16 protein-coding genes are annotated in these 14,311 nt (G+C 38.1%); 12 read left to right on the top strand and 4 right to left on the bottom strand.

Annotated features, from left to right (window positions below; genetic code table 11):
* Positions 1-8: 8 nt before the first annotated feature.
* Together ALW18_11980 and ALW18_11975 are read left to right on the top strand one after the other, a co-directional pair.
* Positions 9-2,054 carry a peptidase M16 gene (locus ALW18_11980; protein AOE53175.1) on the top strand — a complete coding sequence of 682 codons (2,046 nt, stop codon included), beginning with the start codon at positions 9-11 and terminating at the stop codon, positions 2,052-2,054.
* A 165-nt stretch (positions 2,055-2,219) separates the two neighbouring features.
* Positions 2,220-2,777 carry a hypothetical protein gene (locus ALW18_11975; GenBank protein ID AOE53174.1) on the top strand — a complete coding sequence of 186 codons (558 nt, stop codon included), beginning with the start codon at positions 2,220-2,222 and terminating at the stop codon, positions 2,775-2,777.
* A 128-nt stretch (positions 2,778-2,905) separates the two neighbouring features.
* Here the strand turns inward: ALW18_11975 and ALW18_11970 are convergent, their stop codons facing one another.
* Genes ALW18_11970 through ALW18_11955 form a run of 4 tightly spaced genes read right to left on the bottom strand, consistent with a single transcriptional unit; the run spans position 2,906 to position 6,323 of the window.
* A complete protein-coding gene (locus tag ALW18_11970; GenBank protein ID AOE53173.1) occupies positions 2,906-3,481 on the bottom strand; it encodes a gliding motility protein GldD in 576 nt (191 codons plus the stop codon).
* Complete coding sequence (locus ALW18_11965) at positions 3,478-4,767, bottom strand: hemolysin (protein ID AOE53172.1); 1,290 nt, start codon at positions 4,765-4,767, stop codon at positions 3,478-3,480. Before ALW18_11965 ends, ALW18_11970 begins: the two co-directional genes overlap by 4 nt.
* Positions 4,768-4,789: 22 nt before the next feature.
* On the bottom strand, positions 4,790-5,239 hold the full coding sequence (locus ALW18_11960) for a single-stranded DNA-binding protein (protein ID AOE54396.1): 450 nt from the start codon (positions 5,237-5,239) through the stop codon (positions 4,790-4,792).
* Between the two features lie 37 nt (positions 5,240-5,276).
* On the bottom strand, positions 5,277-6,323 hold the full coding sequence (locus tag ALW18_11955; protein ID AOE53171.1) for an adenine glycosylase: 1,047 nt from the start codon (positions 6,321-6,323) through the stop codon (positions 5,277-5,279).
* Positions 6,324-6,453: 130 nt separating this feature from the next.
* Between ALW18_11955 and ALW18_11950 the strand changes: the two genes are divergently transcribed.
* The 10 genes from ALW18_11950 (at position 6,454) to ALW18_11905 (ending at position 14,308) form a co-directional block, all read left to right on the top strand.
* Entirely contained in the window at positions 6,454-6,750 is a 297-nt protein-coding gene (locus tag ALW18_11950) for a DNA-binding protein (protein AOE53170.1), read from the top strand.
* Between the two features lie 396 nt (positions 6,751-7,146).
* Positions 7,147-8,694, top strand: a complete 1,548-nt coding sequence (locus ALW18_11945) for a ribonuclease G (protein ID AOE54395.1) — start codon at positions 7,147-7,149, stop codon at positions 8,692-8,694.
* A 76-nt stretch (positions 8,695-8,770) separates the two neighbouring features.
* Positions 8,771-9,613 (top strand): hypothetical protein, encoded by an 843-nt coding sequence (locus ALW18_11940; protein AOE53169.1) that lies wholly within the window; start codon positions 8,771-8,773, stop codon positions 9,611-9,613.
* A 105-nt stretch (positions 9,614-9,718) separates the two neighbouring features.
* On the top strand, positions 9,719-10,528 hold the full coding sequence (locus tag ALW18_11935; protein AOE53168.1) for a phosphoesterase: 810 nt from the start codon (positions 9,719-9,721) through the stop codon (positions 10,526-10,528).
* An 88-nt stretch (positions 10,529-10,616) separates the two neighbouring features.
* Entirely contained in the window at positions 10,617-11,210 is a 594-nt protein-coding gene (locus tag ALW18_11930) for a hypothetical protein (protein AOE54394.1), read from the top strand.
* 137 nt (positions 11,211-11,347) lie between these two features.
* Positions 11,348-11,689 (top strand): hypothetical protein, encoded by a 342-nt coding sequence (locus ALW18_11925; GenBank protein ID AOE53167.1) that lies wholly within the window; start codon positions 11,348-11,350, stop codon positions 11,687-11,689.
* Between the two features lie 21 nt (positions 11,690-11,710).
* The gene (locus ALW18_11920; protein ID AOE53166.1) at positions 11,711-12,421 is read left to right on the top strand and encodes a hypothetical protein; all 711 of its coding nucleotides are present in this window, start codon (positions 11,711-11,713) and stop codon (positions 12,419-12,421) included.
* Positions 12,422-12,492: 71 nt separating this feature from the next.
* Positions 12,493-12,921 (top strand): hypothetical protein, encoded by a 429-nt coding sequence (locus ALW18_11915; protein AOE53165.1) that lies wholly within the window; start codon positions 12,493-12,495, stop codon positions 12,919-12,921.
* A gap of 8 nt (positions 12,922-12,929) precedes the next feature.
* The gene (locus ALW18_11910) at positions 12,930-13,337 is read left to right on the top strand and encodes a hypothetical protein (protein AOE53164.1); all 408 of its coding nucleotides are present in this window, start codon (positions 12,930-12,932) and stop codon (positions 13,335-13,337) included.
* Positions 13,338-13,438: 101 nt separating this feature from the next.
* On the top strand, positions 13,439-14,308 hold the full coding sequence (locus ALW18_11905; protein ID AOE53163.1) for a hypothetical protein: 870 nt from the start codon (positions 13,439-13,441) through the stop codon (positions 14,306-14,308).
* The last annotated feature ends 3 nt before the right edge of the window (positions 14,309-14,311 follow it).

Raw genomic sequence — 14,311 nt, 5'->3', positions numbered from 1 at the left:
TAAAGATCATGAAAAAAGTAATATATATTTTAGCCAGCGTGTTTTTAACCATAAGTATGCAGGCACAAATAATACCACAGCCAAAACCGGGACCGGCACCTAAAGTAAATATAGGTAAACCGGAAACCTTTTCCCTTAAAAACGGCTTAAAAGTTCTAGTAGTAGAAAACCACAAACTACCTACAGTATCTTACACTCTTACAATGGACAATGCTCCATATGCTGAGGGTAACAAAAAAGGGGTATCTGATATGGTTTCTGCACTTATGGGCAGCGGAACTAAAAAGATATCTAAAGATGCCTTTAACGAAGAAATTGACTTTTTAGGAGCTAACATCGGATTTGGTTCTCAATCGGCTTATGGAGCAGGTTTATCTAAATATTCTAACAGGATATTAGAACTTATGGCAGACGGAGCTTTAAATCCTGTATTTACTCAGGAAGAATTTGACAAGCAAAAATCTCAAATCCTTGAAGGTTTAAAATCGAACGAAAAAAGTGCTTCTGCAATTGCAGGAAGAGTTGGAAATGTTCTTGTTTACGGTAAAAACCACCCTAACGGTGAATACCTAAGCGAAGAAACGCTTAACAATGTTACTCTTGCAGATGTCCAGGCAAACTACAATACTTACTTTGTACCTGGTAATGCTTACCTTGTGGTAGTTGGTGACGTTAAAGTTAAAGACGTTAAAAAACAAATTGAAAAACTATTCGGTTCATGGAAACCGGCTAAAGCACCAAACGTTAGCTATTCTGACCCTAAAGATGTTCAGTACACTCAAATTAACTTTGTTGACGTACCAAACGCTGTACAGTCTGAAATTTCTGTTACCAATGTGGTAAACATGAAAATGACTGACAAAGAATATTTTGCAACACTTCTTGCTAACCAGATTCTGGGTGGTGGTGGTGAAGGAAGACTTTTCCTTAACCTGCGTGAGGCTCACGGATGGACTTATGGTGCATATTCGTCAATAGGCGGAAGCAAATACGTATCTGAATTTAGCTCTTCTACTTCGGTAAGAAATGCAGTTACAGACAGCGCTGTTGTAGAAATACTTAACGAACTTAAAAAGATCAAAACAGATTTAGTATCTGAAGAAGATCTAAAAAATGCTAAAGCTAAATATGTAGGTAGCTTCGTAATGAACATGGAGAAACCATCTACTGTTGCTCGTTACGCATTAACTACAGAAACTCAGGGTCTTCCTAAAGATTTCTATGAGAACTACATTAAAAACATCAACGCTGTTACGCCACAGGATATTAAAAATGCTGCTAACAAATACTTCCTTGACCAAAACGCAAGAATTGTAATTGTAGGTAAAGCTGCAGATGTACTTCCTGCTCTTGAAAAAAGTAAGACTCCTATATTCTACTTTGACAAGTATGGTAACCCTACAGAAAAACCAGTTGCTAACAAACCGGTTCCTGCAGGTGTAACAACAAAAACTGTTCTTGACAACTACATCAAAGCTATTGGTGGAGAGAAAGCTGTTAAAGCTGTTAAAACCATCGCTACTAAATCATCAGGTTCACTTCAGGGTATGCCAATTGTATTTAGCATGAAAGTGTCTTCAGACAACAAAAAAGCTATTAACGTTACAGGTATGGGAATGACACTTATGAAACAGGTAATTAACGAAAAAGGTGGTTACATGGAGCAAAGTGGCCAGAAAATGGACATCCCTGCCGAAGAGCTTAAAGAAATGAAAGCTGATGCAGTACCATTTGAAGAACTTAGCCTTGCTAACAATGCAGAAGCTAAACTTAAAGGTATTGAAGCTATAAACGGTACAGACGCTTACGCTATACAGAGTGGTAAGTCTACTTACTACTATGACGTTAAAACAGGCCTTAAACTTGCTGACTCTCGCGAGGAGCAAGGACCGGACGGACAAAAAGCGGTATTGTTTACATACTACAATGACTACAAAGAAGTAAAAGGTATTAAAATACCATACAAAGTGGTTATGAACGTAGGTGTAGAACTTGACCTTACGGTTACAGAAGCAAAAATCAACGAAGGTGTTTCTGCTGCTGATTTCCAATAATATAATTATTTGATTGCATATAGAAGGCTGCCCATGGGCAGCCTTCTCATTTATACATAGTTAAACAGAGAAATTTCAGGCATAATAATGAGTATTGCAAAACGTTTTTGTATAAATTTGTAAACTCTTTTAAGCAAACTGTTTAAAATATAATACTCAAGACACATGAATCTTATAAAAAAACTTTCATTCTTTGCTTTAGCAGCCGTTCTTATGGCAAGCTGTAAAGACACATCTAAAGACGGCAACCTTGAAACTCCTGCCGAAGGAGCTGTAACAGACAGCACTCAGGTTAAAGAAACTGCCGCTAACCTTGAAACTACATCTTTTAAAATTGACGGTATGACATGCCCAATGGGGTGTGCTGCTGTTATAGAAAAGAAACTTGCAGACCTTGATGGTGTTGAGCAGGCTAAAGTAGATTTTGACCAAAAAACAGCAACCATCTCTTTTGATGCTGCAAAACAAACTCCTGAGAAACTTGTTGAAACTGTAGAGCGTATCGCAGACGGTGCTTACAAAGTATCTGACGTTAAAAACTCTGGCGACAAAGCGTATTACAGCGCAGACCAGGAAAAAGAAAAAGCTGCGAAAGAGAAAACAGCTAAAGCAGATAAAAAATCTAAAGATGCTAAACCATCTTGTTGTGCTGCAGGCGCAAAGACAGATAAGAAAGCTTCTTGCAGTGGCCATGATAAAAAAGCAGACAAAGGCACTTTGTAATTTTACAATACATCAAGATATAACAAAAAGGGATTCCAGTCGGAATCCCTTTTTAGTTTTTCTGTCACGAATGACACAAATTATTCTAAATATCTCAAATCAATTTGTGCTAATTCGTTGCTATTTTTTTATTTCTTCCACTTCACAGTTTCCATGATATTTCTCATATCATCACGTAAATAGCTGGCAGCAGGCATAATCGAGTCGAAATTTGGCTTAGCATAGAAATATACCGATCCCGAAAGAAAATTGCTTACACTGTCTGTAACATAGAACTGCGCATTGGTAGCAGCGTTACCACCTACCTCATAAAACATTCCGTATAATTTCTTTTCGGTATTAATAAACGGCTGTTCACTTATATCATCTGCCTTAACAGATTGCTTATAGGTAAGCTTTTGAGCATCTAATAACAAAACATCGAGATTGTTATTTACAGGCTTATAGTTAAGGTAAATAGTAGCCTTCATTTTAGGGTATTCCAGCGTCATTGTCCAGCAGTCGGGGCTGGATTTCACCTGAGCCTGTGAGTTATATCCAAAAGTATATGGGCAATTACCTTCAAGCGGCAGGTATTTACCCATTGGGTAGTCCAGCCTTAAGTATGCTTTTGGTTTTGGAAGCGTCTCTCCGCCACAACTAATTGTAAGACCAAACACAAGGGCAATGGTAGCAAAACCCGCTAATCGTTTAATAGTATTCATTTAAGTGTAACCTTAATTTGTTTTATCCTTCTCTTATCAACTGATTCGACGGTAAAGATATTGCCATTAAAGCTAATTTTTTGTCCTTTTTTCGGAAAATTACCCCATATCTCCAACAGAAGCCCGGCAAGCGTTTCAGCTTCGCCCTTAGCCTGCTCGTAATTTTCCTCCTCTACATCTGTAATGCGGTAAAAATCTTTGAGCGATATCTTTCCGTCAAAAAGAAAATTATGGTCATCAATGCGAGTGTACACTATATCTTCATCATCAAACTCATCGCTTATATCACCTACGATCTCTTCAAGGATATCTTCCAGCGATATAATACCCGATGTGCCACCGTACTCATCTACTACAATAGCCAAATGGCTTTTCATTGTCTGAAACTCCTTTAGCAGGTTATCCAGTTTTTTATTTTCCGGAACAAAAAATGGCGGACGGATAATGCTTTGCCACTCAAAATCGTCCTTATCGATATGCGGAATAAGATCTTTTATGAACAGCACTCCTTCTATCTGGTCTATATTATCGCGGTATACCGGTATTCGCGAAAATCCTTTATCTACTATACCATTCATAATTTCACCAAATGGCGACTCGACATCTATGGCATAAATATCTATCCGCGGACTCATTACCTGCTTAACATCGGTATTACCAAATGACACTATCCCTTCAAGTATCTTCTGCTCTTCTCGTGTAGCATCACCGTAATCGGTAAGCTCCAATGCCTGCGAAAGCCTGTCAACAGAAAGCCCATTACCCTGCATTCCCACTTTTTTATGAAGCGCCAGCGTAACTTCGCGCATAGGCACACTTATGGGAGAAAGTATCTTGTTAAGTCCGTACAAAATATAGCAAACTCTTTTTGCAAACCTGGTATTGTTACGGCCTGCATATAGTTTGGGAACAACTTCACCAAAAAGCAGTACAAGAAAAGCTACAATAATTACCTGCAAAGCAAAGCTGAGCCACGGTAGCGCAATATTGCCGAACAGCCTGTTGCCCATTCTAAAAAAAAGAATGATAATGGCAATATTGATAAATGTATTGGTAACAACTATTGTAGCCAGCAGTTTCTTAGGCTTTTCGAGAAGCGAAACTATAACACTGCCTTTTCTGGAATTTTTCTGATTGATTTTGTCTATATCCTGAGGCGTTAGCGAGAAGAGCGCTACCTCTGTTCCGGATATAAAAGCAGAGCATAAAAGTAATATGGCAATTACTGCCAGTCCTGCTATGAGGTTAAGGTCTAATGAGGTTAAACTCGAGGGGTCGGGGTCCAAAATGACGGGTATTGGTTAAACATTAAAACGGCAGGTCATCACTTGGTCCCGGCACGTTTATATCATAATTCGTTTTTGCAGGTTCATTGACCGCCTGTGCGGAAAACGACTGCTGTTTTGTAGTATCAAGTTCTTTTTTAGTGGTTAGAAAAGTAAACTCCGTTACCTGAATTTCGGTAGTATACTTTGTAGCACCATCTTCACCCTGCCATTGGCGCGATTTTATCCTTCCCTCAACATATATCTTATCCCCCTTGCTCAGGTACTTTTCGCATATTTCAGCGGCTTTATTACGCACAACCAGGTTATGCCATTCGGTAGATGTTATCTTCTCGTTGGTTTGCTTATTGATGTATATTTCGTTAGTAGCCAGCGGAAAACGGCCAATGCAGTTGCCTCCTTCAAAATAATGAAGTTTAACATCATCGCCCAAATGCCCTATCAGCATCACTTTATTTAAGGTACCGTTCATGGTTTTATACTGATTAGTTCTATCAAATATACCACTTTTAATTATCACTCCAATGCTTCTCCATAAAATTATGGATAACGATAGGAAACGGAAAAGCTTTTAGAACATCTACAGCAACAGCGCCATTAACCTGCTCATTTGTAACCACTTCCCAAAAACGGATATACAAATGCTGATGCGACAACTTGTGCACAATTACCTCATTATTAAGCAGCTTTATATCTGTTGGAACAAAGCCCAGCCCTTCAAAATTCTGAATACCCTGAACAGCTTCCTCTTCGGAGATAAGTGACTGCGTTTCCAGAAGCGGAAACTCATAAAGATTATGCCAGATGCCTTTTGCTGTACGTTTTTGCACAACGCTAAAACCCCTGCTGTCTTTAACAACTATGTAATTAAAATAACGATTGGTGACTTTTGTTTTCTTGAGCTTCACGGGAAGCTGCCCTACCCTACCTGTATTATAAGCAACGCAATCGGCATTAAAAATACAGATACCGCAATCGGGACTTTTAGGCACACATTGCAGCGCGCCAAACTCCATCATTGCCTGATTGAATTCTGAAGCTTGCTTTTTAGGCATTAGCGAGGCCGCCAACTCTGTAAACTGTTTCTTTGCGCCTCCCGACGAAATATCGGTATCTACACCAAAAACCCTTGAAAGCACCCGGTACACATTACCGTCTACAACGGGCACTGCCTCGCCATAACTTATAGAGGCAATCGCGGCTGCGGTATAGTCGCCCACTCCTTTTAATTTGAGGAGCCCGGCATAGCTGTCGGGGAATTTACCATCCATTTCGTAGGCAACCTGCTTAGAAGTAGCATGGAGATTACGCGCACGGGAGTAGTAACCCAGCCCTTGCCATAGTTTTAGCACCTGTTCTTCGGGTGCAGAAGCCATATCCTGAACAGTAGGAAAAGCTTCCATAAAACGCAGAAAATAGGGTAATCCCTGTGCCACACGGGTTTGCTGAAGCATTATTTCTGAGAGCCAAATAGGATATGCGCCCGTGGTTTTTCGCCAGGGCAAATCTCGTTTATGCTGTAAATACCAATGAATTAAAGACTTAGAAAATTCCATTTTTATGTAGTGGTTTGCAAAAGTAAAAGTTTATGTTATTAAATTTTAATAGATTAACCTTGAATTATTGTTTTTTTAATTCTTATATTTGCACTCTCAAAAAAATACACAATCATAAATTAGAAAGAAAATGACGAAAGCAGACATCGTAGCGAAAATTTCGGAGAAACTTGGCCTTGAAAAAGGTGATGTACAAGCAACAGTTGAGTCTTTTATGGAAGAAGTGAAAAACTCTCTTGAGACTGGTGACAATGTATACCTAAGAGGATTTGGAAGTTTTATCATTAAAACGCGCGCTGAAAAAACAGGTAGGAATATCTCTAAGAATACTACTATCAAAATACCTGCTCATAATATTCCGGCATTTAAACCTGCAAAGATTTTTGTTGACGGAGTAAAAACAAATACTGAGGCTAAAGTAAACTAATTATTAACCACCTAACCCTTTCATTATTATGCCAAGTGGTAAAAAAAGAAAAAGACATAAGGTAGCAACGCACAAACGTAAGAAAAGAGCGAGAGCTAACCGTCACAAGAAGAAAAAGTAGTTTAATACTACTTTTTCTTGTTTTAAATGATTTTTAAGTTCATTGAAAATTGGATTGAAAACTGAAAGATTGAAGATCGAAAGATTTAGCTGCTTAATGCACTAAGTAATGAGACTGAAACTGGAAACTGAAATCCTATGGGTACACAAAATACCTGTAAATTAATGTTTAATCCATCTGCTGAAAAGTTGATAGTTGATAGTTATCAGTTGACGGACACATCCGGCAGCCAACAACAAACAACCGGCAACCAATTGCGGATAAAAATGTACAGTGTGAATAAAGAACTAATTATTAGGTCTGGTTCTGAAGCCGTAGATTTTGCCTTATTAAAAGATGGAAAACTAATTGAATTACACAGCGAGCGCGAAGATAAAAACCAATTTTCTGTTGGTGATATCTTCATAGCGAAGATCCGCAAACCCGTGGCAGGCTTAAACGCCGCCTTTGTAAATGTAGGCTTTGAAAAAGATGCATTTTTACACTACCACGATTTGGGTCCCAACCTGGCCTCGATGATGAAATTCATAAAACTTGTAAGCGCAGGTAAAGTAAAAGATTACTCACTGAAAAACTTTCCTTTTGAAAAAGAGATAGATAAAGATGGTGCCATAAGCGACGTGCTTAGCTCAAATCAATCTATACTCGTTCAGGTAGTTAAGGAACCCATATCTACAAAAGGCCCACGTATAAGCTCAGAGCTTTCACTTGCCGGAAGATATGTTGTTTTGGTTCCGTTTTCAGACAGGATCTCTATTTCACAGAAAATAGAATCCAAAGATGAAAAAGACCGCCTTAAGAGACTCGTGCAGTCTATACGTCCAAAAGGATTTGGAGTAATAGTGAGAACGGTAGCCGAAGGAAAAAAAGTAGCCGAACTGGACAAAGACCTGCAAAATTTGCTGGATAAATGGACAGGAATGTGCAAACGCCTTCCGAGTGCCCATCATCCTAGTAAAGTATTAGGAGAAGTTAATAAAGCTTCGTCTATACTTCGCGATGTATTCAACGATACCTTTACGGGTATTTATGTTGATGATGAGGACATGTACTACCAAACAAAGGACTATCTGCAGGAGATAGCTCCTCAAAAAGCAAGTATCGTTAAGCACTACCAAAGTAAAGAACTGCCGTTGTTTGAAAAATACAACATCGAAAGGCAGATAAAAACCTCTTTCGGTAAAACGGTATCGATGAGCAAAGGTGCCTATTTAATAATAGAACACACCGAAGCCCTTCACGTTATAGATGTGAACAGTGGTAACCGCTCAAACAAGGCTTTAAGCCAGGAAGATACCGCCCTTGAAGTAAACCTTATAGCCGCTGCAGAAATTGCACGACAGCTGAGACTAAGGGATATGGGAGGGATTATCGTTGTAGACTTCATAGATATGGGCAATCCTGATAACAGGAAAAAGCTGTATGATTTTCTACGTGAGGAAATGAGCGACGATAAAGCAAAACACAAGATCCTGCCTCCTAGTAAATTTGGACTGATCCAGATTACAAGGCAAAGGGTAAGGCCTGAGGTTAATATTAAAACAAGAGAAGAAGACCCGAACAGGGTTAACGGCGAAATTGAAGCCCCTATTCTCGTTATTGACCGCATAACAGCCGACCTGGAAAGAATTATGAAGACCCACAAAAAAATCGTGCTGAATGCACACCCTTTTGTGGCCGCATACCTTACTAAAGGTTTCCCATCGATACGTTCAAAATGGTTTTTTGAACATAAGAAATGGGTAAAAATTATACCACGTGACGCTTACACGTATTTAGAATACCGCTTTTTTGATAGCAAAGGAAACGCTATCGCAGAATAACAAGAACCGCCCCGGGATACCGTGGGCGGTTTTTTTATGCAATTAATTTTTATATTTGGCAGATAAATTTTTTAATATGGGAACTTGGGCCACTGCAATAGCATCAAACGATAAGTATGCTGATTTTTATTCTGAATTCATTGATCTTTACAATGAGGGAATGGATGTTCCTGAAATAACTAAAAAGCTAATCAGGGAAAATCAGGATACAATAAATGATACTGACGACAGTAGTAATTTTTGGTTTGCTTTGGCAAAAGCCCAGTGGGAATACAAACAACTCGAACCGTCTGTTTTAGAAAGAGTAATTACAATTATAAAATCTGGTGCCGATACGACATCGTGGCGCGAGCTTGGCGCTTCCGAGAAAGATATAGAAAAAAGAAAAGAAGCCCTTGACAAATTTCTTGTAACATTACAAACAGAAAAGCCCAAAGCTAAGCCCAGAAAAAAAACAGTCATAACAAAGCCTTCATTTGAAAAAGGTGATTGCCTTACCTTCAAATTAAACAATAACAATTATGGTGGTGTTTTAGTACTTGAGGCACTAGATACAAATACCGGGTTAAACCTGATTGCCAACACAAGACTAAATCAGGCTGAAAAGCCTACTTTAAAAGATTTTGAAGAAACAGAAGTTTTAATTCTGAATCATGGCAACTGGACAAACAAGCCGGAAATAAGGTGGGTGTTCCCGTTAACTCAAAAAGCTGAAAAAGATATTTTAATTGAAAAAGTTGGCACATTGAAAATAGATAAGAACTATGAATATGATGCCATAGACTGTAGAACAGGCTCTTTTAGTAATTTTATAAATCAGGCAGAAATGCAATCTGAATCTGAAAAAACAAAGTCCAAACCTGAAACCATACTATCCATCAAAAGTCTGATCAAAAAGAAACCCTGGAAATTGTGGTAACCAGCTTTCAATTTTTATAGTTTATTTAACCTGGCATTAAGGAAACGCTAAGTTTTGGCGAAATGTTAAAATGTATCTTTGATAGTACATTTAACAAACTCCCATATGCTGAAAAAAATACTCTTTTTACTAACACCCCTCCTATTGCTATGTTCCGGTTGCGACATGTTCGACTACCATCCGTACGATGGTGAAATTAAAGGTGCGAAAGGCATTAATGCCAAAAACATTGCACGCATACAGGAAGCAACTGCCGGAAAAACAAGCATAAAGTTCGCCATGATGGGCGACTCGCAACGCTATTATGACGAAACCGAACAGTTTGTCAACAAACTGAATGAACGCGATGATATAGACTTTGTTATCCATGCCGGCGATTTAACCGACTTTGGAGCAACGAACGAGTTTATATGGATGCGAGATATTATGAACGGGCTAAAAGTGCCCTATGTAGCGCTTTTAGGCAACCACGACTGTCTTGCAAACGGTGAAGAGATATTTCACACCATCTACGGGCCGGAGAATTTCACTTTTATGGCCGGTAATGTCAAATTTGTCTGCCTTAACACCAACGCGCTTGAATTTGATTATTCAAGACCGGTACCCGATTTCAACTTCATACAAGAAGCCTTAAATGAAGAGACACCCAATCACGAGAAAACTATTTTCGCGATGCACGTGCGTCCGTACTCCGAGCAGTTTAATAATAATGTTGCATGGGTATTTCAGGATGTTATTAAACGATTCCCAAATCTGCAGTTTTGCCTTAACGGGCACGACCATCAAATTCAGGCAGACGACCTATTTAATGATGGCTTAATGTATTACGGATCGGCCAATATGGCAAAAAAATCATACTTAGTTTTTACAGTAACCCCAGATAACACTTATACTTATGAAGTGGTTGAATACTAAAAAAGCAGGCGTACTTGTTGCCGCACTGCTTACAGCAGCCGCTTTGTACGCACAGGAACCCGTTCATGTTAGGGTGGTTAATGATTCTATAGCCAAACTTGACTCACTACCGGTAACCGATTCGATTACTGTATCGGTAAAAGATTACCGTGCCGGATGGGGCAAGCTAATACCTAAATACGGCAAGCTACAATTTGCCGGAAATATGGGATTCCTCTCTATTGGTGGCGGTTATGATTATGGCGTAAACAGGCAATGGGAAACGGATATTTTCCTGGGTTTCCTCCCGCATTACAGCACTGCCAAAAACAAGGTTACGCTTACTGCAAAACAGAATTACATTCCGTGGAAAGTAGATATAAATAACCGCTGGATGGTAGAGCCGCTTACAACAGGTATGTATGTAAACACTATTTTTAACGATGACTTCTGGATAAGCGAACCCGATAAATACCCAAACAGCTATTATGCATTTTCCACCAGGATACGCTTTAATGCATTTTTAGGGCAGCGTATAACGTACAAGTTTAAACCTGAAACGCATAAATATTTTAAGTCCATTACTGCGTTCTATGAAGTTAGCACCAACGATATTAATGTGCTGAGCGCCTTTAATAACAGTTACCTTAAACCTAAAGATTATTTAGCTCTCTCTGTGGGTATCAAAGTACAGATATTTTAAAAATTGCTATTGAATATTATAAACCGCTTTCAGGAAACTGGAGGCGGTTTTTTTGTAAGAATTATTTTGTGACAATGAGGTTTTCCGTAAGCGACTTGAGAATATTTTATTTAGGTTTGTTGAAAAGATAATTACGTATGAAAATCAATTTTGGTAAAATCACATATATAGGAGAGACTCCATTAGAGTTCGGAAAAGGACTAAGAATTGAATATGATGAAGCACCGCCAGTTAGTTTATTCAAATATTATTCGCCATCTAATCATAATTTTTTATCGGTATCGAAAGGAGAGTTTTACGCGTCACACCCATATCAGTTCAACGACTTAACTGACAGCAATCCTCTTTCTTATGATTTTACAAACTTAAGTTTTGATAATTTTAAGAAATTATATGAACCTGTCGTGAAAATTGGTCGATTAAAAAATGAAGATGTCAAAAACATGTTTGACATCGATGCAGCTAATGGTTTTAAATAATATCGCATACATTTTTATAGTATGTTGACACAAAAAATTGGAGTAATTTGTTTATCAACAAATGAAATGCATAATCTAATGTGGGGTTATTACGCCAGTGATTCAGGATTCAAAATCAAATTTAAAACACAAAAATTAATTGAATCAATTAATACTTCGATGGCTCAAAATTGTTTATTTTTTCCAATAAATTACGTTGAGAATAAACTTCATATTGATGTTAACGCATTTGGCTCACACATCCCAATTCTAATTGATGTTTCAACCAAAGTGTTGCATTGGCAACACGAAAACGAATGGAGAATAGTAGTTTTTAAAAATGATATGAGTGTTCCAAATTCCTATATTACTCCTCATGTTGAAAATCATATAGGTGTTGATAATAGACTAGTCAATTACGATAAAGATTCAATTGAGGAAATTGTATTTGGAATAAATTTCTTTAATGGCAACATCATAGAAAAAATTACATCAAAAAGTATCACTGAAAACATAGTTGAAATCAAAAATGAAGCAGCAATAGAATTTTTAAAATTCGTAAGTAACAACTTAAAAGGTAAAACATTTATGTCAGGTTTATTTATAAACCCTGAAAACATTAGCTATGCGTGTACAACAAATATAGAACGAAGCATTGAAGAGATAATTATTAGTCATATTGATAAAAACATCTTTTCGATACTCAGAAAAAAACCAGGTCACCTCAAAAGTTTCCCTAACAAATATGATTAAGTAATCCCAAACATTTCTTAAAGACAAAATATTTTCCCTAAAACAGAGTTATATAGAAAAATACAACCGCCATGAAGAACTACATACGCTTATTGCTGTTACTGGCTTCTGCCAATTTCTACGGCCATAACCTGAGCAATTGCGGGCTTGACAACAACCCTGCACTTACCGATGATGAAGCGGCTTTTTTAAATGCCTACTTTGGAGAAGATGAAAATGAATTTGACTTTAAAGGCAAAAAGGTACTTATTGTAAGCGGCAAACAAGGTCTGCGCATTGAAAACAAAGCCGACTATTTTAAAGATATTAAACAGCGTTTAGAGGAAACAGGGCTACCGGTGGCGACTATTCCGCTACCACTTACCGAAATGGAAAAAATACAGTCGGGTGGTTATGATGCTGTTATTACACATTGGGTTGATGAACCTATGACGAAAGAAAAAAGAAGAAGTATTATTGCAAAGCTTGCTTCCGGATTATGGGAAACACTTAATAATTAATTTGACTGATGAAAAAAATCACCTTACTAGTACTGCTGTTTATTTCAATACCATTATTAGCTCAGGATTTAGAGAAGTGCGGACTGGATAACAACGGGGTATTGAATACTGATGAAGCTGCCTTCTTAAACAACTATTTCAAGAAGGAAAAGGGCGACTTTGATTTCACAGGAAAAAAGATCCTCATTGTTACAGGTTCCGGTGCTTCAGATTCTTATTCCAAAACCAACTATTTCGAAAGTGTAAAGTCACGGCTGGAAAGTAACGACCGCATTGCAAGCGGCCTGTATCCTTTTACGCAGGAAGAAAAAATACAATCCGGTGGTTACGACGGCATTCTGACGTTCTATACCAAAATACCGCCAAACAAGCAGCGCATTATTAAAAAGATAAAGGCCGGCAAATGGAATAGTTAACGGAACACGCACGAAATTCTGCAACAGTTAATTCTTACTTTAAAATTTTCAGATTAGATTTTATAAGCTATTTTTGATTTTCATCAATTAAATCTAACTCCATGCTTAAAAAATTTATCTTATTACTCCTGTTTGCATTTCAGTTTGCCAATGCACAATCCGATCTTTCTTCTCCCGTAAAAATTCCGTTTACAGTGACAGGCGCAGGTCACATCATGATTAAGGCAACTGTTAATGGCACTGAAGGCAATTTTATTTTTGACACCGGTGCGGGACTTAACCTGGTTACCAAAAAGTTTGCCGACAAAGTAAACCTAACTAAAACTCAAAGTTTCTACACGGGGCACAGAGCAACCGGCGAAGCACTGGAAGTAGATTTATATGATATTAAGTCGCTTCAGCTTGCTGGCTTTACAGACAACAACCAGCAAACCGCTGTTTTAGATATAGACTTTCCGCTTGACGGGCTTATATCGCTTATGCCATTTAAAAACAATGCAATTACTATAGACTACACGACCAAAAACCTCATCATAGAAAACGGGGCTTCGCTTAAAAAGCTTGTGAAAAAAAATAATGCGCTGCCTATTCAGATTTCCGAAGATGGTGAAAGGACATTAAGCATCTCCACAAAAGTTAAACTAAACAGTAAACTTACTCTGCAGGTTGGGCTTGACAGTGGAGCAGGTGCCAATATTTTCAGGTTTAATTCACGTTACATCGAAACCCTGGAGTTAGATAAATCAAAGCTGGAAACAAAATATGTAAAAAGCGATTTTAACCCTGAACATGGCAACAATTTTTACCGTGCCAGCCTTACAGAACTGGCAACCATAAATAATACCGCTTCAGTTAAGGAAATTCCGGTTACGTTTATCGAAGGTCTTATTTACGAAGGCATATTATGCACTAATTGGCTGGGTGATAAAATAACCATAGATGTTAAAGGCAAGCGTATACTTGTAAACTAAAAA

Source organism: Flavobacterium psychrophilum, assembly GCA_001708385.1.
Lineage (GTDB): Bacteria > Bacteroidota > Bacteroidia > Flavobacteriales > Flavobacteriaceae > Flavobacterium > Flavobacterium psychrophilum_A.
Note: the sequence above shows the minus strand (reverse complement) of the source record. Positions and strands in the feature narration are given on the sequence as shown.

Excerpts from the sequence above, each read along its gene's own strand:
- ALW18_11980 (AOE53175.1), top strand. The coding sequence starts at position 9 with ATGAAAAAAGTAATATATATTTTAGCCAGCGTGTTTTTAACCATAAGT.
- ALW18_11975 (AOE53174.1), top strand. The coding sequence starts at position 2,220 with ATGAATCTTATAAAAAAACTTTCATTCTTTGCTTTAGCAGCCGTTCTT.
- ALW18_11970 (AOE53173.1), bottom strand. The coding sequence starts at position 3,481 with ATGAATACTATTAAACGATTAGCGGGTTTTGCTACCATTGCCCTTGTG.
- ALW18_11960 (AOE54396.1), bottom strand. The coding sequence starts at position 5,239 with ATGAACGGTACCTTAAATAAAGTGATGCTGATAGGGCATTTGGGCGAT.
- ALW18_11955 (AOE53171.1), bottom strand. The coding sequence starts at position 6,323 with ATGGAATTTTCTAAGTCTTTAATTCATTGGTATTTACAGCATAAACGA.
- ALW18_11950 (AOE53170.1), top strand. The coding sequence starts at position 6,454 with ATGACGAAAGCAGACATCGTAGCGAAAATTTCGGAGAAACTTGGCCTT.
- ALW18_11940 (AOE53169.1), top strand. The coding sequence starts at position 8,771 with ATGGGAACTTGGGCCACTGCAATAGCATCAAACGATAAGTATGCTGAT.
- ALW18_11935 (AOE53168.1), top strand. The coding sequence starts at position 9,719 with ATGCTGAAAAAAATACTCTTTTTACTAACACCCCTCCTATTGCTATGT.
- ALW18_11925 (AOE53167.1), top strand. The coding sequence starts at position 11,348 with ATGAAAATCAATTTTGGTAAAATCACATATATAGGAGAGACTCCATTA.
- ALW18_11920 (AOE53166.1), top strand. The coding sequence starts at position 11,711 with ATGTTGACACAAAAAATTGGAGTAATTTGTTTATCAACAAATGAAATG.
- ALW18_11915 (AOE53165.1), top strand. The coding sequence starts at position 12,493 with ATGAAGAACTACATACGCTTATTGCTGTTACTGGCTTCTGCCAATTTC.
- ALW18_11910 (AOE53164.1), top strand. The coding sequence starts at position 12,930 with ATGAAAAAAATCACCTTACTAGTACTGCTGTTTATTTCAATACCATTA.
- ALW18_11905 (AOE53163.1), top strand. The coding sequence starts at position 13,439 with ATGCTTAAAAAATTTATCTTATTACTCCTGTTTGCATTTCAGTTTGCC.